Below are 21153 nucleotides of genomic sequence, written 5' to 3'. Positions count from 1 at the left end.
GACGATCCACGCCGCCGAGCCCGCCAACTACACTCACCCACGTGCGTCCCGTCGAAGCGGTCGGCGCCGTCGGGGCGGGAAACGATCCGGCACGAGCGCCTGCGCCGGTGCCGTCCTCTCCGCCGACGGTACCGATCCGGCCCAAGCGTTTCCGCGAACTGCTCGACGAGCCGTTCGCCCTGATCCAGGCCCATATCACGGCTTTCGCCGCGCTCGGCGGCGGCGCGCTGGTGCTGGCGGTGCTCGGGGTGCTCGGCGTGACCGGGCTGGTCTCGCATCTCACCGACGGCTCCGACGACGGCACGGCGTGGGCGGTGGTGCTCGCGACCGGGGTGTTCCTCTGGTTGCTGCGGCTGGTGCTGCGCGGCGCGACCGTCGCCATCGCGCTCGCCGATTTCGGCGGGGTGCGCTACGGCGCGGTCGCCGGACTGCGGGCCGCGGGCCGACGGGCCGGACCGCTGGTCCTCGCGCAGGTGATGTTCTCGCTGCTCGGCATCGGCGTGCTGGTGGTGGGCAGCTTGCTGATCATCACCTATCCCCTGGCGCTGCTCTGGCTCTCCTACGTGCGCGCCCGGCGGTTCGTGATCGAGCCCGCCATCCTCGGTGAGCACGCCGGTTACGGTGTCGCCGTGGCTCGTTCGAAGGAACTCGTGCAGGGCGCCGACTGGACGGTCGCCGGCCTGTGGCTCACCCAGCGGGTGATCTTCGCGGTCCTCGCGGTGCCCGCCTTCGGCATCCCGTTCTTCCTGTCCGACTTCTCCGGTACGCACCGCTGGGCCTTCATCACCCTGGTCGTCGGCGGGCTGCTGCTCGTGGTGACGGTCAGCGAGATCGTCGAGGCGAGCAGCCGTGCCGTCACCTACATCGACCGGCGCTGCGCCCGCGAGGGCCTCGACATCCACATCCCGGGCGGACACCGGTGACCGACGACAGCTTGCCCGGCCCCGGCATCGGACCCCGCGACGCCGAGCCGCGGCACACCCCGCTACCGCTCGGCGCGCCACCGCCACCGCGACTCGGCGCCGCCGCCGAGCATCGCGCGGCCGCCGAACACGCAGCGCGGCACCGCGATTACGACAGCGCGCTGCGAGAACGGTTCCGCGCGGTGCTGCGTGCCCTCGAACAGGGCGGCGCACTGCCGGTCCGGCGCTCGCGCACCGCGCAGGAGACCGCCGACGACGCCACCACCGCGCTCCCCCTCGAGCAGTCGACCGAATTGCACCCGGCGGCGCGCAGTTTCGACGAGGTGGTCTACGGCGGCCGCACCGCCACCGAGGACGAGTACCGCAGACTCGAATACGCCGACCGCTACTCGCAATCGGCGCCGCCACCGGTCGACGAGCCGCTGGAGCTCGAGGTCGTCGAGCGGGAACCCAAGCGGCGCAGACAACTTCCACCGCTGCCCGACCTGCTCCGCAACCCGCGGTTCTGGGCCGCGCTCGCCGCCGGGCTGGCGCTGGCGCTACTGCTCTACGCCACCCTGCAGTCCTGCGGCGCGCCCAACGCGCCGGAGGTGCCGGACGCCCCCACTCCGCCCGACGTACCGGACGACCCCGACTACGACCCGGATTTCGGCCCCGGCAAGGATTCGATCTTCTCCAGCCAGCCCGCGTGGCTGGCCTTCGGTGGACTGCAGTTCCTCATCGCCTTCGCCGTCCTCGTCTGGTGGCGGGCCCGCAGGCGCGGCGCGCTCGTCGGCGAACCGCGACCGGTCGAGGTGGCCGCCAACGAGCTGCTCGCCGGGCAGGCCGGGCTGTACCGCCGCTCCGGCGACGTCGCCCACGTGGCGCGGGCGCTGCGTACCGCCACCCTGCGCCGCATCCGCCCCCGGCTCGGCCTCCGCGACCTGACCGACGACCAGCTCGTCACCACGGCCGCCACCCGCCTCGGCTTACCACCGCAACGGATCGGCACGATCCTGTTCGGCCCGGTCGAGGACGAGAACACCCTCTATGACGTTGCCGCACACCTCGAATGGATCGAGACGGAGCTGGGATGACCGACAACACTGTTCTGCAGAAGACGCCGAGCGCGGCGGAGGCCGGGGCGGCGCTGGCCGCGCTGCGCACCGAGATCGGCAAGGCGGTGGTCGGCAACGACCAGGCCGTGCTGTATCTCGTGCTCGCGTTGCTGTGCCGCGGCCATGTGCTGCTCGAAGGCGTTCCCGGCGTGGCGAAGACACTGCTGGTGCGCGCGCTGGCCACCTCGCTGGCGCTCGACCACGCGCGGGTGCAGTTCACCCCCGACCTGATGCCGGGCGATGTCACCGGTTCGCAGGTCTACGACCCGCATTCGGCCGAGTTCACCTTCCGCCAGGGCCCGGTGTTCACCAACCTGCTGCTGGCCGACGAGATCAACCGCACCCCGCCGAAGACCCAGTCCTCGCTGCTGGAGTCGATGGAGGAGCGCCAGGTCTCGGTGGACGGCAGGCCGCGCCCGCTGCCCGACCCGTTCGTGGTGGTCGCCACCCAGAACCCGATCGAGCAGGAGGGCACCTACCCGCTGCCGGAGGCCCAGCTCGACCGGTTCCTGTTCAAGGTCGACATCCGGCTGCCCGACCGCGACGACGAGTTCCGCATCCTGCAGCGCCACGCGGGCGGCTTCGATCCGCGCGATCTCGGCGCCGCCGGTCTGCGTCCGGTGGCCGGGCCGGAGCACATCGCCGCGGCCCGCGCCGCGGTCGCGCAGGTGACGGTGAGCCCGGAGGTGCTGGCCTACATCGTCGACCTGTGCCGCGCCACGCGCAGTTCCCCCGCCGTCGCGCACGGCGCGTCCACCCGTGGCGCGACCGCTCTGCTGGCCGCGGCGCGCGCCTTCGCCTGGCTGAACGGGCGCGGGTACGTCACCCCCGACGACGTGAAGTCGGTCGCCGTGGCGGTGCTGCGGCACCGGTTGCAGTTGCGGCCCGAAGCCGAGCTCGACGGGGTGAGCGCCGAGGGCGTGCTCTCGTCGTTGCTGGTCTCGGTGCCGGTTCCGGTGTAGCGGTGGTCGTCACAGGCCGGTTCGCGCTGGTCGCCACGGTGCTGGCGGCGGCGGTGATGTTCGCGGTGCCGTCGTGGCTCGGGGTGCTCGGCGCGACCGCGCTGCTGCTCGCGCTCGGTGTGTTCGACGTGGCGCTCACCGCGCGCGCCGACTCGCTCACCCTCACCCGCGATCCGCTGACCATCGTGCGGCTCGGCCGCACCACCGAGGTCGAACTCGTGGTGACCAACACCGGCGCCGCGACGGTGCGCGGTGTGCTGTGGGATTCCTGGCCCGACAGCGCTCGCGCCACGTTCAGGGCGCACGATCTCGCGCTGGCCCCGCACACGCGAATCCGGCTGCGCACCAGGTTGGTTCCCACCTACCGCGGCGATCGCGTCGCCGGACCGGTGACGCTGCGACTGCTCGGCCCGCTCGGGTTGGCCGGGCGACAGAGCCGTGTGGAGGTGCCCGCGCGGGTCCGCGCGCTGCCACCGTTCCGCAGTGAGCGGCTGCTGCGCTCGAAGGTGAAGCGGCTGCACCACCTCGAAGGCCGCAATGTCGCCAACACCAAGGGGCAGGGCACCGAGTTCGATTCGTTCCGCGAGTATGTGGCCGGCGACGATGTCCGCAGCATCGACTGGCGGGCCACCGCGCGTGCCGCCGACGTCCTGGTGCGCACCTGGCGGCCGGAGCGCAACCGGCACGTGCTGATGGTCCTCGACACGGGGCGGGCGAGCGCGGGCCGGGTCGGCGAGGGCACCCGGCTGGACTCCTCGGTCGAGGCCGCCCTGCTGCTCGGCAGTCTCGCCGCGGCCGCGGGCGACACCGTCGACCTGCTGGCCTACGACAAGCGGGTGCGCGCCGAGGTGAGCGGGGTGAGCGGAAATCAGTTGCCGCTCAGACTTATGCACAGCCTGGCCGGGGTGACTCCGCAGCTTGTGGATACCGACACGACCGGGCTCGTCCGCACGGTGATCTCGCGGGTGCGCAGGCGCGCGCTGATCGTCTGGTTCACCAGCCTCGACGGACCGACGGTCACCGAGCATCTGCTCCCCGCGCTGCCGACGCTGACGAAGCGGCACCGGGTGCTGATCGTGTCGGTCACCGATCCCGATATCGCCGCGGCGGCGCGGGACCGGTCGACGGCCGACGCCGTCTACCTGGCCGCCGCGGCCGAAACCGTGCTGGCCGAGCGGGCTCTCACGCAGGAATCACTGCGTCGGCGCGGAGTGGCGGTGGTCGCGGCGGCTCCCGATCAGCTGCCCGAGGCGCTGGCCGACGAGTACCTGGAACTGAAGCAATCAGGTTCGCTGTGACTGGGGACAACTGAAGTTGTCCACCGCCGTTCACAGTTCATCCACGGGTCGACCAACAGCTTGTGCACAGGCGAATTCATCCACAGGTCAGCGTCATCCACACCTAGACGCGTGAAACCTGCTGGCGCCGAGCGAGAACCGCGCCGAGCACGTGATAGGGCGGATAGCCCTGCGGCGCCGGAGTGCGCGCCGCCCGGCAGACGGCGTCGACCAGCTGCGTCCCCAGGTGGTGCTGCGCCGCGGGGGTGAGGGTGCGCATCCTGGTCAGGTACTGCCGCACCGCGCCGGCCAGCTCGTCGGAGAGCCCGCTCAGCTCGAGCTGGGCGGCCCACCCGGCCAGCCACGGCGGCGCGACGGCGAGCGCCGGCCTCGGCAGCGTCTGCCGGGTGTGGACGACCACCGTGCCCGCGAGCACGTCACCCACCCGTCTGGCATCGCGCGAACACAGCGAGCTGACCACCGCGACCGCGCCGAACGCCCCGAGCATCCAGAAATCCACAATGGCCCCCGCCAGCCCGCGGGTGAGGGCGTGACGGAAGTCGATCGGTCCCGCGTCGGCGCGCACCACCCGCAGCCCGAAGGCCAGCTTGCCCACCGAGCGGCCGCGCGAGACCGTCTCGCTGCACACCGGGTACACCACCAGCACGGTCACCAGGGTCACCACGGCGGTCACGTTCCACCACGCCTCGTCGGCGTCGGCGGCGAGCAGCAGCAGCATCGCGCCGTAGACCAGGCTCGCCGCCAGCCCGAGCTGGATGAGCAGATCGAGCAGGAAGGCGCCCGCGCGACTGGGGATGCGCGCGATCGGTAGTTCCAGCGCCACCGCTTCGCCGGTGGTGAATTCGGCCATGTGGCTAGCATTCCCGATATGGACACCGATGCCTACAGCTGGGCGCATCAACGGTCGTGGCATCGGTTGGATCAGCTGGTCCGTCAGCGCGCGCTCTCCGGCGCCGAGGCCGACGAGCTGGTCCGCCGGTACCGTGCGGCGTCCCAGCAGCTGGCCAAGCTGCAGGACCACCATCCCGATCCGGAGGTGGTCGCCGCGCTGAGCGCGCTGCTCGCCAGGGCGCGTGGCCGGGTGCTCGCGGCGCGCTCGCAGCCGTGGCGCGAGGTCGGCCGATTCTTCACCAGGCACTTTCCCGCGGCTGTGTATCGCGCGTGGCCGTGGTGGGTGGGCGTGACCGCGGTGTTCCTCACCGTCGCCGCCGGGCTCGCCGCCCTTGTGGACAACTCCGCGGCGGCCCGCGAGGCACTGGGGATTCCCGAGGGCGACACCTCGATCATCACCGGACCTGGGGGTTCGTTCGAGTCGTACTACTCAGAACACCCCAACGACGCCTTCGCCGCCCAGGTGTGGACACACAATTCCTGGGTCGCCGCCATCGCGTTGTTCACCGGCGTGCTGATCCTGCCCGCTGTGTATGCCCTGTTCATGAACGCGCTGAATCTGGGGATAACCGGTGGATTGATGGCGGACGCCGGCCGGCTGGATTCGTTCTTCGGCTTCATCCTCCCGCACGGCACCCTGGAGCTGACGGCGTTGTTCGTCGCGGGCGGGGTGGGTCTGAAGCTGGGCTGGACGCTGGTCGACCCCGGTCGGCACAGCCGGGCCGCGGCGGTGGCCAGGCAGGGCAGGGTCACCGCGACCGTCGCGCTCGGCCTGGTGGTGGTGCTGCTGGTGTGCGGCCTGCTGGAGGGGTTCGTCACGCCGAGTCCACTGCCCGCGCCCGTGCGGATCGCCTTCGGGTTCGCCGCGGAAGCGGCGTTCCTGTTCTACGTCTTCGGGCTCGGCCGCCGCGTCGCCGACGAGCAGGATGCCGCGGCGGCCGCGCCGACGGCCCTGCCCGACCCCACCGAACGCTGGCTGGCAACCTCCGCAAAACCGCTTGACCGGGCGTGATCTCGCAAATGCACGTGCATTTGTGAGGCAGGCAACTCTGAGCACACCCGGCTGGAACGCCGCCGGACAATCGGCAGCTACGCGAGGTTACGAGAAGGTGTCGAACTCCCCCATTTGAGTTCCGCTGGCCGCAGCGAGTCGGGCTCGAGCTGCGGCCAGCGTTGCCGTTAACTGTACACAATCGTTATGCCCATGCAACCCCCAACGCGCAGGTCGGGCGTACCGTTTGCGAACCCGCGAACCCCGTCGGGCACCCCGGTTCCGAGCGCCGCAGCTAACTTCCGGCGCCACCAGCAAACCGGAACGCCGCGCACCGAGAATTCACCTCCGGCAAACCTTCGAAAACGTGTCACTCGGTCTCTCGATGTCTCGTACGCGAATGTTCCACACGGTTGCTCGTGAACGAGTCGGTTCTTCCGCATAGCCCATCACCTGGTGATTCGGCAATGGAATTTCGGTTTGCCGGACTCGATCCGCTTTAAAAGAGACCTCAAGTTTGTTTACAGGGCTGCAAACAAGATCAACGCCTAGCAATCCATGCGAAGCGTCTGTCACCAGGGCTTGATTTGGTCAAACGACCTGTTGCCTGTGGAGCGCCGAACCGTACGAAACGGACATCCAAAACGCCCGGATCCGCCGCGAATCCGGATGGTGTGATCTTCGCCTCACCAGCGGGTATCAGCCGATTCTGACGACCCCGGTGACGGTCCCCTGCAGGAGGGCGCCGCCGCGCGTGATCAGCGCCGCCATCTGCAGCGGGTCCTCCGCGACGGTGCCCGGCAGCGGTCGCGCGCTGCGGATCGCCCCGGTCGCCGGATCGATGACGACGTAGTCGAAACCGTCCAGCGGTGTGGTCGCGTCGGGGCCGACGCGGCGCAGGGTGTGGATGCCGCCGTCGGCCAGCGAGAGGCGCGGCACCGCGGCGCTGCGCACCCCGCTGTCCCATACCGGCGCGCAGCCGTCGGCGGTGAGATCGACCCGGGTCAGCCCGCCGTGGAAGGGCGCGCTCGCGGGCACCGCCGGACCGGCGCCCTCGGGCACGGCGGGATAGGGATAGCCGTACGTGCTCGCGACGAAGATCGACCGGCCGACCGCGATCGGCGAGTTCTCGCTGCCCGCGCCCCGCTCGGTGAGCACCGGCAGCGAGCAGACCTGCTCGCCGGTCCCCGAGCGCAGCACGAGCAGCCGCACCCGGTCGTCGGCGTTGTCGACGATGGTGAGGAACTCGTCGCCGATGTCCGGGCCGAAGTACGTCGGGGTCGATCCGGTGCCCCAGCTGAGCTGGCCGGGCTTGCGCGCCGAGCCACGGTCGTACGGAGCGCGCCAGAGCAATTCGGGCCGAGCGTCTTTCGCGCGCAGCTCGTAGAGAGCGTGCGTACTGGCCACCGCCACACCGCCGTTCGGGGCGGCGGAGATGCTGTTGGCGACCTGTTCGTCCGCGGGCAGTGTCGTCGTGGCGACGGCGCCCGCCGGGTCGACGAGTCCGATCACGCCGTGGCCCGTCGCGAACCACACATTGCCCGCCCAGTCGGGAACGAGCCCGGTCACGTTGTCGCCCTGGGGAATCGCGCCGGCCAGGTCGCCCTGTTCGACGGCCGTCAGCCGCCATCGGCCAGCGTCGTCGCGCTGATGGCCGACGCGCAACAGCTTGCGCTCCCCGTCGACGACCACCAGCCGGTCGGCGTTGTCGAGGTAGGCGTACACACCGCCGAGCAGACTGCCCTTGGCCAGCGGCAGCGCGGCCAGTGCGCCCGTGAGCGGCCCTGGTGCGGCTGGATCGAGCAGGTAGACGGTGGGCGTCTGCCCGGCGATGGCTGTGCACAACCCGACGACCAGCCCGTCGGCGCCCTCGAGCAACGTCGGGCAGGCGGCGCCGAGCGGATACACGGTGACGGGCGCGTCCGGCCGGGGCCCGGCGAGCGGGGTGACGTCGGAGGATCCCGCGTCGCCGTGCATGGTCGCGGTGCCGAGCGGTCCGAGATGGGGATTGGCGGGCAGCGGGCCGGTGACCGCCGGTGTCGCTTCCGCCTGCCCCGCGCAGACCGCCGCGAGGACGAGGGCGAGGAGCGGGGCGGCGAAGCGACGGGTCGAGAACACGTTCAGTATCGAACACCCGATCGGCGCCCGAGTGGAAGTATTCGGCTCAGCCGACCGCGAAACGCCTACGATGAGCGCATGTCCGGGGTCAAGGATCGCCTGCTCACGACCATCGCCGACCAGCTCGGCAATCCGCACGGTGTGCTCGGCAGGGGCGTGGCGTTCGTGCTCAATCGCGGGAACCGGCGCGCCATCGCGGCGGCGGTCGAGGCTGCGGAGCCGGGTGACGGGACGACGGTGGCCGACATCGGCTTCGGCGGCGGCGTCGGACTGACGCTGCTGCTCGACCGGATCGCCCCCGGCGGTGTGGTGCACGGCGTGGAACCCTCGCCCGACATGCGCTCGCGCGCCCGGTCGGTGTTCGCCCACGAACTGGCCTCGGGCCGGCTCGTCCTCGACGACGGCTCGCTGACGGCCCTGCCGTTCGAGGACGCCGCCCTCGATGCCGCGATCACCGTCAACACCATCTACTTCCTCGACGATCTGCCCGCCGCCTGCGCCGAACTCGCCCGCGTGCTGAAGCCGGGCGGCGCCGTGGTCGTCGGCATCGGCGACCCCGAGGCGATGGCCAAGATGCCGTTCACCCCTTATGGATTCACGCTGCGCCCGGTCGACGAGGTCGTCGCCGCGCTCACCGCGGCCGGGCTGACCGTCACCCAGCGCTCGCTACCGAACCCACCGATCCCCCACCACCTGCTGATCGCTCGCAAATCCTGACCCGAGCGCTGGCGGTCGACACACCAGTCGGCATTGACCGACCGGTCGGTCATACGTACCATCGGTACATGGAGCTGCCCGAAGTCCTCACCGTCCCCACGCCCTACGGCGAGGTCGCGGTCCACCTGCGCGGCCAATCCCCGACCTCGGCGCCGGGGCTCCTGCTGCTGCACGCCAATCCGGGAAGCCACCGCGATTTCGACGAGATCCTGCCCACGTTCGCGTCCGACTGGGCCGTGGCCGCGGTCGACTGGCCCGGTTACGGCGCGTCCACGGTCGTCGATCCCGAGTCGGTCACCATCGACGCGCTGGCCGAGGTCGTGGTGCTCGTAGCCGAGGCACTGGCGCGCCACGGGTTCGGCGCGCTCACCGTCATCGGCAACAGCGCGGGCGGGTACGCCGCCGTACGGCTGGCCCAGCGGGCGCCGGACCTGGTGCACGGGTTGGTGCTCGTCCAGTCCGCTGGTTTCGCGCCGCGAAACCTCGTGACCAGGGCGCTCTTCCGGGCCGTCGCGAGTCCGATGGTCGCCGCGCGATTCGTCGGGCCGCACGCGCGGCTGTATCTGGGTCCGCTCGACCGTGGCGGGGTCCGCGCGATCTACGACCGGGCGCGGGCGGTACCCGGCCGGCCCGCCCGCTTGGGCGTCTATCGCAGCCTGTGGCGCAGTTTCGACAGCCCCCGATTCGATCTGGCCGCCGAGGGCCGGTTGCTTCCCGGCGTGCCGGTCCGTGTGGTGTGGGGACGCCTGGATCCAACGAATCCGTGGTTCGTCAACCGCAGGGCCGTCGCCCGCGCGCTGCCGCAGGCCGAGGTAACAGTCCTGCCCACCCGGCACGAACCGTTCGCGGAGGCGCCGGAGCTGTTCCTCGCCACAGTGCGTGAGTTCCTTTCCACCTGTGCTGAAATGCGTCCATGAGATCCGCCGAGCCAGGACGGCGAGCCCTGCTGGAGGCGGGCCGTTCCCTGCTCTCCACCGAAGACCTCGCCAAACTGTCGGTGAACGCGATCGCCGCGGCCGCGAAGATGGCGAAGGGCAGCTTCTATCAGCACTGGCCGAGCCGCGAGGCGTACTTCGTCGCGTTGCACCGCGCCTTCCACGACCAGCTCGACGAACGGGTGCGCGGCGCCATCGCCGACCACGCCCCCGGCGCGGCCCGGCTCGCCGCGGGCATCACCGCGTATCTGGACGGCTGCCTGGCCGATCCGGCCACCAAGGCCTTACTGGTCCAGGCGCGCACCGACGCGGGCCTCGGTGGTGAGGTGGCGGCGCGCAATGCCGACGCCGCCGCGTTGCTGACCGCCGACCTCGTCGCGATGGGCTGGCGAGAGCCGGAACCGATCGCGGTGCTACTGGTCGCCGCCATCGCCGAAACCGCGCTGCAGGAACTCGACGGTCCCCGCCCCCGCGCGGATCTTCGCGACGCGCTGCTCCGCCTGGTCCGCCGCGACACGGGCCCGGAAAACGACTAGAGGCTCGATCCGAAGTGGATCGAGCCTCTAGTCTTTGTGGGCGAAGGGGGACTTGAACCCCCACGTCCTTACGGACACTGGCACCTGAAGCCAGCGCGTCTGCCATTCCGCCACTCGCCCGAGCGACTCGAAAAATCTAACATGCCCCGCGGCCGAAAATAAAATCGAGTCGCTGACCTGCGGCGATGCTCGGGGATTCGGCTCGGGAACCGGGGCGGTTCGCCGGGAGTTACAGGGTTGGAGGATCGTGGATATCATGCAAGGAACGTGGTCGGGTCCGGACACGCCGTAACCAGCGTGTCCACCGGCTGGGCACGCGCACCGAAGGGAGGGCTGTGATGGGCATCGTGTCGAGATTCGAACGTCGTCTGCAGGGCGCCGTCGGTGACGTGTTCGCGCGGGTGTTCGGCGGCAGTGTCGTCCCCCAGGAGGTCGAGGCGGCGCTGCAACGCGAAGCCGCTGATCAGGTGCAGGATCTGGTCAGTGGGCACAAGCTCGCGCCCAACAGTTACGTGATCACGATCAACGAATCCGATCACGGAAAGCTGGATGCCGATCACGACCTCACGACCAAGGCGTTCGCCAAACATCTGCAGGATTACATCCGCGAGCAGGGCTGGCAGACCTACGGCGAAGTACACGTGGCGTTCGAGGCATCACCTACGCTGCACACCGGAATGTTCAGAGCGAGCGGCCGCGTCGACCCCGACGCCGGTCGCGGGACCGCCCCACCTCGCCCCGAACCGCCACAACGACCCGCACACCCGCAACCAGGAGCTGGCCCCATGACGCACAACTCAGGCTACGAGCCAAGCCGAGAGCCCGCGGAGTCCGATCCACGCAACCGCGGGTACGCTCCGCCGCCCGCGCGCGGTGCCGCTCCGGGCGGGGCCTACCCCGACGAGTACGGCCAGCAGGGCGGCTACGGCGCCCAGCCCGGCTACGGTGACGCCGCGTACGGCCAGCAGGGTGGCGATTACCAGAACGGTTACGACCAGCAGGGCGGCTACGGCCAGCAGGGTGGCTACGGCGCGCAGCCCGGTTACGACCAGCAGGGCGGCTACGGCCAGGGCGGGTACGACCAGCAGGCCTACAGCCAGCAAGGCGGGTACGGCCAGCAGGGCTACGCCGAGCCGGGCTACGACCAGCAGGGCGGGTACGGCCAGGGCGGGTACGACCAGCAGGGCTACGGCCAGCAAGGCGGTGGCTACGGCCAGCAGGGCTACGCCGAACCCGGGTACGACCAGCAGGGCGGGTACGGCCAGAACGGCTACGCCGATCCCCAGCAGGGCTACGGCCAGCAAGGCGGTGGCTACGGCCAGCAGGGCTACGCCGAGCCGGGCTACGACCAGCCCGACCAGGGCGGATACGGCCAGCCGAGCGGCTACGGCGCCCAGCAGCAGGGCTACGGCCAGCAGGGTGGCTACGCCGCGCCCGCGCAGTCGAGCTACTCGGCCACGCTGCAGCTCGACGACGGCAGCGGTCGCACGTACCAGCTCCGCGAGGGCAGCAACATCATCGGCCGCGGCCAGGACGCGCACTTCCGGCTACCGGACACCGGTGTGTCGCGGCGCCACATCGAGGTGCGCTGGGACGGCCAGACCGCGATGCTGTCCGACCTCGGTTCCACCAACGGAACCCTGGTCAACGGCTCGCCCGTGCAGGATTGGCAGCTCGCCGACGGCGACGTCATCCGGGCCGGACATTCCGAGATCCTGATCCGGATCGTCTGATCCCGTAAGCTGCGCGGTGCACGTCACGAGTCGACGCTGTCGGCCCTATGATGCTGCCATCACACGCACGGCCCCGACCTCGGGGCCCGCAAGCCAGCACGCTGGCGGGGGTGGTTCGTTCCGCACCCGCCGTACCGACGTACCCGGGCGAACAGGAGGTGGAACGCCGTGCAGGGATTGATCCTGCAATTGACCCGCGCGGGGTTCCTGCTGCTGCTCTGGTTGTTCGTCTGGGCCGTCCTGCGGACCTTGCGCAGCGATATCTACGCGGCATCCGGCATCCGGATACAGCCCAGGGCCGCCCGCGGTTCCACGGTGCTGCCTTCCTTCAGCCGAGGCCAGAAGGGCGCCAAGTATCTAGTGGTGACTCATGGTTCACTCGCCGGCACGCGAATCACCCTCGGCACACAGCCGGTCCTCATCGGCCGCGCCGACGATTCGACGCTGGTACTCACCGACGACTACGCCTCGACCAGGCACGCGCGACTCTCTCAGCGTGGTGACGACTGGTACGTGGAAGACCTCGGTTCCACCAACGGCACTTATCTCGACCGCGCGAAAGTCACCACCGCTGTCCGTGTTCCGCTCGGTACTCCGGTCCGGGTCGGCAAAACTGTGATCGAGCTGCGATCGTGACACTTGTTCTGCGCTACACCGCGCGAAGCGACCGGGGCCTCGTCCGAGGCAACAACGAGGATTCGGTCTACGCGGGCGCACGCCTGCTGGCCCTCGCCGACGGCATGGGTGGCCACGCCGCCGGCGAAGTCGCCTCCCAACTGATGATCGCCGCGCTGGCGCATCTCGACGACGACGAGCCCGGCGAGGACATCCTCACCAAGCTCGACCGCGCCACCCGCTCCGGCAACGCCGCCATCGCCGACCACGTCGAGGCCGAGCCCGAACTCGACGGCATGGGCACCACGCTCACCGCCATCCTGTTCGCCGGCCGCAAGCTCGGCATGGTGCACATCGGCGATTCGCGCGCGTACCTGCTGCGCGACGGTGAGCTCGCCCAGATCACCCGCGACGACACCTTCGTGCAGTCGCTGGTCGACGAGGGCCGGATCACCCCCGAGCAGGCGCACACCCACCCGCAGCGCTCGCTGATCATGCGCGCCCTCACCGGTAACGAGATCGAGCCGACGCTGATCATGCGCGAGGCGCGCGCCGGTGACCGGTATCTGCTGTGCTCCGACGGCCTTTCGGACGTGGTCAGCGACGAGACCATCGGCAACACCATGCGCGAGGGCAACACCGACGAGTGCGCCGACCGGCTCATCGAGCTGGCGCTGCGCAGCGGCGGGCCCGACAACGTCACGGTCGTCGTCGCCGACGTGATCGACCTCGACTACGGCCAGAGTCATCCGATCGTGGCAGGCGCCGCCTCCACCGAGGAGGAGGAAGACTCCCCGCCGCCGAACACCGCGGCCGGTCGCGCCGCCGCCATGCGCCCACCGCGCGCCCAGCCCCGCAGGGCCGCCGCCGCGCCACCGCCGCCGGAGCCGAAGTCGCACAAGCTGCGCTGGCTGCTGCTGTCGGTGGCGTTGATCGCCGCGGTCGCCGTCGGACTCGTGGTCGGCTACAAGATGATTCGCAGCAACTACTACGTGGGCGCCGACAACGATCAGGTGGTCGTGATGCGCGGCCTGCCCGGTTCGATCCTCGGCTACTCGATCCACGACGTGGAGCTCACCGGCTGCGTCAACGGCAAAGGCGAGCTGACCCTCGTCTCGGCGGGCGAGTCGGCGCCGAACGGCTGCAAGAAGCTCATGGTCAGCGATCTCAAGCAGACCGGCCGCGACCAGGTCCAGAAGGGCCTGCCGCCGGACTCGCTGGACAAGGCGCGCGACAGCATGAAGGTGCTGGCGCAGAAGGAACTGCTGCCGCCGTGCCCGAAGAAGGAAGCGGTGCCGCAGCCCGGCGTCCTGCCGACCGAGCAGCCGCCCGTCGTCCCCGGCGGCGCGCCGACGCCCGGCCCTGATCAGCCGGCGACCCCCACCACGACGCCCGCTCCGCCGACCACCACCCCCTCCCCCACGACAACTCCGCAGATCTCAGGGGAGAACTGCCGGGTGACGGACTGATGTCCGCACCGGCACCGCCGTCGGCTGGGGCTTTCCCCAGCCCCCCTGGCGGATTCGCGCCAGCACCACCCCCGTCGACGCGCCGCAACCAGGAGTTGCTGCTGCTGGCGGGGGCGGCGGGGATCACGACGGTGTCGTTGTTCATCGTCGAGGCGAGCCAGGAACAGTCGATCACCTGGGACATCGCCAAGTACGGACTGGCCTTCCTCGCGCTGTTCGGCATCGCGCACCTGGCCGTGCGACGGTTCGCGCCGTTCGCCGACCCGCTGCTGCTACCGATCATCGCGCTGCTCAACGGCTTGGGCCTGGTGCTGATCCATCGCCTCGATCTCGCGGACGCGCAGAAAGCGGCGTACGACTCGAGCCCGATCCCCTCCCCCGACGCCAACCAGCAGATCATGTGGACCGGCCTGGGCATCGTGGTGTTCATCACCCTGCTCATCGTCTTGCGTGACTACCGCACGCTCGCCCGCTACACCTACACCCTAGGTCTGGTCGGCCTGGTCGCGCTGGCGATTCCGGCACTGTTGCCGAGCCGGTTCTCCGAAGTCAACGGCGCCAAGATCTGGATCAAGCTGCCCGGATTCAGTGTGCAGCCGGGCGAATTCGCCAAGATCCTGCTGATCGTGTTCTTCGCGGGCGTGCTCGTGGCCAAGCGCGATCTGTTCACCGCGGCGGGCAAGCACTTCCTCGGCATGGAGTTCCCGCGCCCGCGCGACATGGGCCCGGTGCTCATCGTGTGGGTCGTCTGCATCGGCGTGCTGGTCCTGGAGAAGGACCTCGGCACCTCGCTGCTGATCTTCGGCACGGTGCTGGTGATGATCTACATCGCCACCGAGCGGGTGGGCTGGCTGATCATCGGCGGCAGCCTGCTCGCGCTCGGCTTCGTCTTCGCCTACCAGCTGTTCGGGCACGTGCGGGTGCGCGTCGACACCTGGCTGCACCCGTTCGACGACTACCACAACACCGGCTACCAGATCTCGCAGTCGCTGTTCGGCTTCGCGACCGGTGGGCTGGCGGGTACCGGTCTCGGCAGCGGGCGGCCCAACCAGGTGCCCTTCGCCAAGACCGACTTCATCGTCACCACCATCGGCGAGGAGCTGGGCCTGATCGGGCTCACCGCCGTGCTGATGCTGTTCCTGATCTTCATCGTGCGTGGCCTGCGGACCGCGCTGGCCGTGCGCGACAGCTTCGGCAAGCTGCTCGCGGCCGGGCTCTCGTTCACCATCGCGATCCAGATCTTCGTCGTCGTCGGCGGCGTCACCAAGCTGATCCCGCTCACCGGCCTGACCACGCCGTTCATCTCCTACGGCGGTTCCTCACTGCTGGCGAACTACGCGCTGCTCGGGCTGTTGATCAAGATCTCCGACGCCGCCCGCGCGCCCGCACCGGCGCGCAAGCGCGGCCCGGCGCCGATCGCGGAGGCGCCGACCGAGATGTTCCGCAGGTCGGAAGGCAGGGCGAGCGAATGAACACTCCGCTACGTCGCGTCGCAGTCGCGGTGATGGTGATGGTGGTCGCGCTGCTGGTCAACGCGACCTATCTGCAGGTGGTCAAGGCCGACGACCTGCGCAGCGATCCGCGCAACTCGCGCGTGCTGCTCGACGAGTACTCGCGCCAGCGCGGCCAGATCTCCGCGGGCGGCACCGTGCTCGCCAGCTCGGTCGCCACCGACGACCGCTACAAGTACCTGCGCCAGTACCCGAGCACCCCACCCGCCTACGCGCCGGTCACGGGGTTCTACTCGATGCAGTACGGCAAGACCGGCCTCGAGCTGGCCGAGGACCCGCTGCTGTCGGGCAACGACTCCAGCCTGTTCGGCCGCCGCCTGATCGACATGTTCTCCGGTCGCGACCCGCGCGGCGCCAACGTGCTCACCACGCTCAACCCGGTGATGCAGCAGGTCGCCTACGACCAGATGACCTCCAAGGGCTACACCGGCGCGGTCGTCGCGATCGAGCCGAGCACCGGCAAGATCCTGACGATGGTGTCGACGCCGAGCTACGACCCCAACGAGCTGTCGGGTCACGACGGCGCGGCCGGCCGAGCGGCGTGGGAGCGGCTGAGCACCGATCAGTCTCAGCCGATGCTCAATCGTGCCGTCTCGCAGACCTACCCGCCCGGGTCGACGTTCAAGACCATCGTCACCGCGGCAGCGCTGTCCAACGGCGTGGCCGGTCCCGACGACCAGTTCACCGCCGCGCCCAACATCACGCTGCCCGGCACCAGCACCACGCTGGAGAACTACGGCGGCAGCACCTGCGGCGACGGCCCGACCGCGAGCCTGTACGAGGCGTTCCGGCGCTCGTGCAACACCGCGTTCGTCGAGCTCGGCATGAAGGTCGGCGCGAGCGCGCTCAAGGACGAGGCCGCGGCCTTCGGCATCGGCCCGCACCGCGGGGTGCCGATCCCGGTCGCCGAGTCGACCGTCGGCCCGATCCCGGACAACCCGGCGCTGGGTCAGTCCAGCATCGGTCAGCGTGATGTCGCGGTCACCCCGCTCGACATCGCGGTGGTCGCGGCGACCATCGCCAACGGCGGCACCAGGATGCAGCCGTACCTGGTCGACCAGACCCAGGCGCCCGATCTGTCCGAGCTGAGCAAGACCAAGGCCGTCTCGGTCGGACAAGCGGTGAGCCCCCAGGTAGCGTCGACCCTGACGAATCTGATGGTCGCCTCGGAGGCCAATACCGCGGGCGGTGGCCGGTCGCCGTACCAGATCGCGTCCAAGACCGGAACGGCCGAACACGGCAGCAATCCCCGCAACACCCCGCCACACGCCTGGTATATGGCCTTCGCGCCCGCGCAGAACCCGAAGATCGCCATCGCGGTGATCGTCGAGAACGGCGGCGACCGGAGTCTGTCCGCCACGGGTGGCTCGGTGGCGGCACCGATCGCCAGGTCGGTGCTGGACGCGGGCCTGGCAGGGGGCTGAACGAAATGAGTGTGCGAGTGACAACACGGGGGCCCCGATGCTGAACAACGGTGCCATGATCGCCGACCGCTATCGCCTGCAACGGCTCATCGCCACGGGCGGCATGGGTCAGGTGTGGGAAGCGATGGACACCCGGCTCGACCGCCGGGTGGCGGTCAAGGTCCTCAAGACCGAGTTCTCCGCCGACCCGACGTTCCGTCAGCGATTCCGGACCGAGGCGCGCACCACCGCGCAGCTCAACCACCCCGGAATCGCGGGCATCTACGACTACGGCGAGACCACCGACCCCTCCGGCGGCGAGACCGCCTACCTGGTGATGGAGCTCGTGCAGGGCGAGCCGCTCAACGCGGTGCTGAACCGGATGGGCAGGCTCTCGGTCGTCCAGGGTCTGGACATGCTCGAGCAGACCGGTCGCGCACTCGAGGTCGCGCACGCCGCCGGCGTGGTGCACCGCGACGTGAAACCGGGCAACATCCTGGTCACGCCCACCGGCCAGGTGAAGATCACCGACTTCGGCATCGCCAAGGCGGTCGACGCCTCGCCGGTCACCAAGACCGGCATGGTGATGGGCACCGCGCAGTACATCGCGCCCGAGCAGGCCGTCGGCGAGGACGCCACCGCCGCGAGTGACGTGTACTCCCTCGGCATCGTCGGCTACGAGGCGCTGGCCGGTATGCGCCCGTTCACCGGTGAGGGCGCCATCACCGTCGCGATGAAGCACGTCCGCGACGCCCCGCCGCCGATGCCCGCCGACCTGCCCGCCAACGTGCACGAGCTGATCGCGATCACGATGGCCAAGGATCCGACCCAGCGCTACAGCAGCGGCGGCGAGTTCGCCGACGCCGTGGCCGCGGTCCGGGCCGGGCACATGCCGCCGCCGCCCGCCGGTGTCGGCTCGTCGATGACCGGGGCGACCCGCGTCCTGCCGCCCGGCCCGACCGTGGCGATCCCGGCCGCCGCCGACTACGACGGCGCCACCATGCGCTTCGGCAACCAGACCCCGCCCGCGGTCCCCGCCGCCGGTTACACCGGTCCCGCGACCCAGGCCGCCGCCCCGGCGGCCGTCGCCGCGGCCGAGACCAAGAACAACAACCAGAAGTGGCTGATCGCCCTCGGCATCGGCGCGCTGCTGCTCGGCGGCGGTGTGCTCTGGCTGCTGTTCGGCGGCGAACCGAACCGCAGCACCGGTCCGTCGACGACCACCGTGCAGACCACGACGCCGCCGCCACGCCCGACCACCACCGTGGTCGTGCCGCCGCCGCTGCCGCCGACCGAGGAACCGACGACGACCCCGCCGCCGCGCCCGACCACCACCACCGAGGCGCCGACGACGACCACGCCACCGCCGACCACCACCACGGAACCGCCGACGACGACCTCGGAAAAGCCGACGACCACGCCCAAGACCACCAAGCCCACCACCACCAAGCCGGCGGCGGGCACGACGACGGTCAACGGACGTCCCCGGCTGCCCACGATCGATCTGCCGTTCCCGGACGCTCCGGACGCGCTGGGCCCGAACCTCTCCGTCGACAACACTCCGCCACAAGGACAACCATGACGACCCCGAAGAATCTCTCCTCGCGGTACGAGCTGGGCGAGATCATCGGGTTCGGTGGCATGTCGGAGGTGCACAAGGCACGCGACGTGCGCCTCTCGCGTGACGTGGCGATCAAGGTGCTGCGGGCCGACCTGGCCCGCGATCCCACGTTCTACCTGCGGTTCAAGCGCGAGGCGCAGAACGCGGCCGCGCTGAACCATCCGGCCATCGTCGCGGTGTACGACACCGGCGAGGCCACCGTCGACGGCGGTCCGCTGCCCTACATCGTGATGGAGTACGTCGAGGGCGACACCCTGCGCGACATCGTGCGCGGCAAGGGCCCGCTCGCGCCGCGCAAGGCGATGGAAGTCGTCGCCGACGTGTGCGCCGCGCTCGATTTCAGCCACAAGGCCGGGATCGTGCATCGCGACATGAAGCCGGCCAACATCATGATCAACCGCGCGGGCGCGGTGAAGGTGATGGACTTCGGCATCGCGCGCGCGATCGCCGATGCCTCCAACCCGATGACCCAGACCGCCGCCGTCATCGGCACCGCCCAGTATCTGTCCCCGGAGCAGGCGCGCGGCGAGACCGTCGACGCGCGCTCCGACGTGTACTCGGTCGGCTGCGTACTGTTCGAGATCCTCACCGGTCAGCCGCCGTTCACCGGTGACTCGCCGGTCGCGGTCGCGTACCAGCACGTCAAAGAGGACCCGCCGCTGCCGTCGTCGATCAATCCCGGCGTGCCGCGCGAACTCGACTCGGTGATCCTCAAGGCGATGGCCAAGAACCCGGCCAACCGCTACCAGACGGCCGCGGAGATGCGCGCCGACCTGATCCGGGTGCTCGGCGGCCAGAAGCCGAGCGCGCCGATGGTGATGAGCGACGAAGACCGCACCACCATCATGGATTACGACGAGCCTGCGCCGCGCACGTTCCACGACCGCGGCGACGACACCTCCGAACAGGCCGCGATCGCGCCGCCCGCCGAGGGCCGCAACCGCACCGGCCTGATCGCGCTCGGGGTGGCCGCCGCGCTCGCCGTCGCGTTCGGGCTGTACTGGGTGCTGCTCGGGCCCGGCGCCAATCCCGACCAGGTCGCCGTGCCCGACGTGTCGGGTCAACCCTCGCAGCAGGCGCAGTCCGCGCTGCAGGCGGCCGGTTTCCAGGTCGCGGTGCAGCAGAAGCCGGACGGCAAGGTGACCCCGGGCAATGTCATCGCGACCCAGCCGCTCGGCGGTTCACGTATCGACGAGGGCGCCACCGTCACCGTGCAGGTCTCGACCGGGCCGTCGCAGGTGCAGGTGCCGCGGCTGGCCGGGCTCACCCAGGCCGAGGCCGAGCAGAAGCTGAACTCGATCGGCCTGCAGATGGATCCGAACGTGGCGCGCAAGGCGTCGAGTACCGCCGAGATCGACAAGGTGACCGGCCAGGAGCCGAGTGCGGGCGTGCGGGTCGACATCGACCAGCTGATCGTGATCACCATCGGTTCGGGCCCCGAGCAGGTACGGGTGCCGACCGTGGTCGGCCAGGACATCTCCGTCGCCCAGCCGAACCTGGCCGACACCGCGGGCTTCAAGGTCGAGATCCAGGAGGTGAAGTCGACAGCGCCGAAGGGCCAGGTCCTCTCCACCAACCCGGCCGGCGGCAGCACCGCGGAGAAGGGTTCGACGATCACCGTCCAGGTGTCGGCCGGTGACCGCATCACCGTGCCCGACCTGAGCGGGCTCACCCCGACCCAGGCCCAGGAGCAGCTGCGGGCGCAGGGCTGGACCGGTCAGCTGAGCCAGACCACGGTGATCACCCTCGACAGCAGCGCGTCGGGCAAGATCGTCGGCCAGAGTCCGGCGGCCGGTTCGACGGTGACCATCAACGGCAATGTCGTACTGCAGGTCGGTGCATCGCCGATTCCTCGTTGAGACCTGGCGCGAGAAGAATAGGGCTGCTTCATCCCACTACGAGGAGGTTGCTCTATGACAACGGCCAGGGACATCATGAAGCCCGGTGCGCAGTGGATCAGCCGCGGTGACACCGTGGCGACCGCGGCGACGGCGATGGCCGACCTCGGGGTCGGCTCGCTCGTCGTCGCCGACGACAACGAGCGCATGTGCGGCATCATCACCGATCGCGACATCGTGGTGAAGTGCATCGCGCTCGGCCTCTCGCCCGAGACGACGACGGCGGCCGAACTGTGTGAATCCACCCCGCGCTGGGTCAGCGCGGACGCCGACGTGGAAGACGTGCTCGACCAGATGGAGGGTCATCGGGTCAAGCGGATGCCGGTGATCGAGGACAAGCGGCTGGTCGGCATGATCAGCGAGGCCGATCTGGCCAGGCACCTCGACGACAACCAGCTCGGCGAATTCGTCACCGCCATCTACGGGCGGCCCTGA

General features: G+C 70.2%; 18 protein-coding genes and 1 tRNA gene. 16 read left to right on the top strand and 3 right to left on the bottom strand.

The window, feature by feature from the left end; all coding sequences use genetic code 11:
• The first annotated feature begins 41 nt into the window (after nucleotides 1-41).
• Genes DFR69_RS14205 through DFR69_RS14190 form a run of 4 tightly spaced genes read left to right on the top strand, consistent with a single transcriptional unit; the run spans nucleotide 42 to nucleotide 4280 of the window.
• Nucleotides 42-923 (top strand): hypothetical protein, encoded by an 882-nt coding sequence (locus DFR69_RS14205; RefSeq protein WP_110037980.1) that lies wholly within the window; start codon nucleotides 42-44, stop codon nucleotides 921-923.
• Nucleotides 920-1999 carry a DUF4129 domain-containing protein gene (locus tag DFR69_RS14200; protein ID WP_244198242.1) on the top strand — a complete coding sequence of 360 codons (1080 nt, stop codon included), beginning with the start codon at nucleotides 920-922 and terminating at the stop codon, nucleotides 1997-1999. Before DFR69_RS14205 ends, DFR69_RS14200 begins: the two co-directional genes overlap by 4 nt.
• Nucleotides 1996-2982 (top strand): AAA family ATPase, encoded by a 987-nt coding sequence (locus tag DFR69_RS14195; RefSeq protein ID WP_110037979.1) that lies wholly within the window; start codon nucleotides 1996-1998, stop codon nucleotides 2980-2982. Before DFR69_RS14200 ends, DFR69_RS14195 begins: the two co-directional genes overlap by 4 nt.
• 2 nt (nucleotides 2983-2984) lie before the next feature.
• Nucleotides 2985-4280 (top strand): DUF58 domain-containing protein, encoded by a 1296-nt coding sequence (locus DFR69_RS14190; RefSeq protein WP_110037978.1) that lies wholly within the window; start codon nucleotides 2985-2987, stop codon nucleotides 4278-4280.
• Nucleotides 4281-4383: 103 nt separating this feature from the next.
• Here DFR69_RS14190 and DFR69_RS14185 read toward each other — a convergent pair whose 3' ends face one another.
• Nucleotides 4384-5130 (bottom strand): RDD family protein, encoded by a 747-nt coding sequence (locus tag DFR69_RS14185; protein ID WP_110037977.1) that lies wholly within the window; start codon nucleotides 5128-5130, stop codon nucleotides 4384-4386.
• A gap of 18 nt (nucleotides 5131-5148) precedes the next feature.
• Between DFR69_RS14185 and DFR69_RS14180 the strand changes: the two genes are divergently transcribed.
• Entirely contained in the window at nucleotides 5149-6183 is a 1035-nt protein-coding gene (locus tag DFR69_RS14180; protein WP_110037976.1) for a stage II sporulation protein M, read from the top strand.
• A 678-nt stretch (nucleotides 6184-6861) separates the two neighbouring features.
• Here DFR69_RS14180 and DFR69_RS14175 read toward each other — a convergent pair.
• Nucleotides 6862-8289 carry an NHL repeat-containing protein gene (locus DFR69_RS14175; RefSeq protein ID WP_373867038.1) on the bottom strand — a complete coding sequence of 476 codons (1428 nt, stop codon included), beginning with the start codon at nucleotides 8287-8289 and terminating at the stop codon, nucleotides 6862-6864.
• Nucleotides 8290-8358: 69 nt separating this feature from the next.
• On the opposite strand from DFR69_RS14175, the gene DFR69_RS14170 reads away from it, so the two are divergent.
• From DFR69_RS14170 to DFR69_RS14160, 3 genes are all read left to right on the top strand, one after another.
• Nucleotides 8359-8997 carry a class I SAM-dependent methyltransferase gene (locus DFR69_RS14170; RefSeq protein WP_110037974.1) on the top strand — a complete coding sequence of 213 codons (639 nt, stop codon included), beginning with the start codon at nucleotides 8359-8361 and terminating at the stop codon, nucleotides 8995-8997.
• A 68-nt stretch (nucleotides 8998-9065) separates the two neighbouring features.
• Complete coding sequence (locus DFR69_RS14165; RefSeq protein ID WP_110037973.1) at nucleotides 9066-9914, top strand: alpha/beta fold hydrolase; 849 nt, start codon at nucleotides 9066-9068, stop codon at nucleotides 9912-9914.
• Nucleotides 9911-10468, top strand: a complete 558-nt coding sequence (locus DFR69_RS14160; RefSeq protein ID WP_110037972.1) for a TetR/AcrR family transcriptional regulator — start codon at nucleotides 9911-9913, stop codon at nucleotides 10466-10468. Before DFR69_RS14165 ends, DFR69_RS14160 begins: the two co-directional genes overlap by 4 nt.
• Nucleotides 10469-10505: 37 nt before the next feature.
• On the opposite strand, the gene DFR69_RS14155 is transcribed toward DFR69_RS14160, so the two are convergent.
• Nucleotides 10506-10588: transfer RNA gene (locus DFR69_RS14155), tRNA-Leu, on the bottom strand.
• A gap of 218 nt (nucleotides 10589-10806) precedes the next feature.
• On the opposite strand from DFR69_RS14155, the gene DFR69_RS14150 reads away from it, so the two are divergent.
• The 8 genes from DFR69_RS14150 (at nucleotide 10807) to DFR69_RS14115 (ending at nucleotide 21153) form a co-directional block, all read left to right on the top strand.
• Nucleotides 10807-12201: a DUF3662 and FHA domain-containing protein gene (locus DFR69_RS14150; protein ID WP_110037971.1), complete on the top strand. Its 1395-nt coding sequence runs from the start codon at nucleotides 10807-10809 to the stop codon at nucleotides 12199-12201.
• A 168-nt stretch (nucleotides 12202-12369) separates the two neighbouring features.
• Nucleotides 12370-12837: an FHA domain-containing protein FhaB/FipA gene (locus DFR69_RS14145; protein WP_110037970.1), complete on the top strand. Its 468-nt coding sequence runs from the start codon at nucleotides 12370-12372 to the stop codon at nucleotides 12835-12837.
• Entirely contained in the window at nucleotides 12834-14285 is a 1452-nt protein-coding gene (locus tag DFR69_RS14140) for a protein phosphatase 2C domain-containing protein (RefSeq protein WP_110037969.1), read from the top strand. Before DFR69_RS14145 ends, DFR69_RS14140 begins: the two co-directional genes overlap by 4 nt.
• Complete coding sequence (locus tag DFR69_RS14135) at nucleotides 14285-15757, top strand: FtsW/RodA/SpoVE family cell cycle protein (protein ID WP_110037968.1); 1473 nt, start codon at nucleotides 14285-14287, stop codon at nucleotides 15755-15757. The genes DFR69_RS14140 and DFR69_RS14135 overlap by 1 nt, the downstream gene beginning before the upstream one ends.
• Nucleotides 15754-17220, top strand: coding sequence for a peptidoglycan D,D-transpeptidase FtsI family protein (locus tag DFR69_RS14130; RefSeq protein WP_110037967.1), 1467 nt, complete (start codon nucleotides 15754-15756; stop codon nucleotides 17218-17220). The genes DFR69_RS14135 and DFR69_RS14130 overlap by 4 nt, the downstream gene beginning before the upstream one ends.
• Nucleotides 17221-17257: 37 nt before the next feature.
• Nucleotides 17258-18781, top strand: coding sequence for a protein kinase domain-containing protein (locus tag DFR69_RS14125; RefSeq protein ID WP_110037966.1), 1524 nt, complete (start codon nucleotides 17258-17260; stop codon nucleotides 18779-18781).
• On the top strand, nucleotides 18778-20679 hold the full coding sequence (gene pknB, locus DFR69_RS14120; RefSeq protein WP_110037965.1) for a Stk1 family PASTA domain-containing Ser/Thr kinase: 1902 nt from the start codon (nucleotides 18778-18780) through the stop codon (nucleotides 20677-20679). Before DFR69_RS14125 ends, pknB begins: the two co-directional genes overlap by 4 nt.
• Before the next feature lie 54 nt (nucleotides 20680-20733).
• Nucleotides 20734-21153, top strand: coding sequence for a CBS domain-containing protein (locus DFR69_RS14115; protein WP_110037964.1), 420 nt, complete (start codon nucleotides 20734-20736; stop codon nucleotides 21151-21153).

The organism is Nocardia neocaledoniensis, from assembly GCF_003182135.1.
Taxonomy (GTDB): domain Bacteria; phylum Actinomycetota; class Actinomycetes; order Mycobacteriales; family Mycobacteriaceae; genus Nocardia; species Nocardia neocaledoniensis.
Note: the sequence above shows the minus strand (reverse complement) of the source record. Positions and strands in the feature narration are given on the sequence as shown.

Coding starts and splice junctions, on each gene's coding strand:
- pknB (WP_110037965.1), top strand. CDS start 18,778: ATGACGACCCCGAAGAATCTCTCCTCGCGGTACGAGCTGGGCGAGATC.
- DFR69_RS14180 (WP_110037976.1), top strand. CDS start 5,149: ATGGACACCGATGCCTACAGCTGGGCGCATCAACGGTCGTGGCATCGG.
- DFR69_RS14195 (WP_110037979.1), top strand. CDS start 1,996: ATGACCGACAACACTGTTCTGCAGAAGACGCCGAGCGCGGCGGAGGCC.
- DFR69_RS14160 (WP_110037972.1), top strand. CDS start 9,911: ATGAGATCCGCCGAGCCAGGACGGCGAGCCCTGCTGGAGGCGGGCCGT.
- DFR69_RS14135 (WP_110037968.1), top strand. CDS start 14,285: ATGTCCGCACCGGCACCGCCGTCGGCTGGGGCTTTCCCCAGCCCCCCT.
- DFR69_RS14170 (WP_110037974.1), top strand. CDS start 8,359: ATGTCCGGGGTCAAGGATCGCCTGCTCACGACCATCGCCGACCAGCTC.
- DFR69_RS14115 (WP_110037964.1), top strand. CDS start 20,734: ATGACAACGGCCAGGGACATCATGAAGCCCGGTGCGCAGTGGATCAGC.
- DFR69_RS14165 (WP_110037973.1), top strand. CDS start 9,066: ATGGAGCTGCCCGAAGTCCTCACCGTCCCCACGCCCTACGGCGAGGTC.
- DFR69_RS14185 (WP_110037977.1), bottom strand. CDS start 5,130: ATGGCCGAATTCACCACCGGCGAAGCGGTGGCGCTGGAACTACCGATC.
- DFR69_RS14150 (WP_110037971.1), top strand. CDS start 10,807: ATGGGCATCGTGTCGAGATTCGAACGTCGTCTGCAGGGCGCCGTCGGT.
- DFR69_RS14125 (WP_110037966.1), top strand. CDS start 17,258: ATGCTGAACAACGGTGCCATGATCGCCGACCGCTATCGCCTGCAACGG.
- DFR69_RS14130 (WP_110037967.1), top strand. CDS start 15,754: ATGAACACTCCGCTACGTCGCGTCGCAGTCGCGGTGATGGTGATGGTG.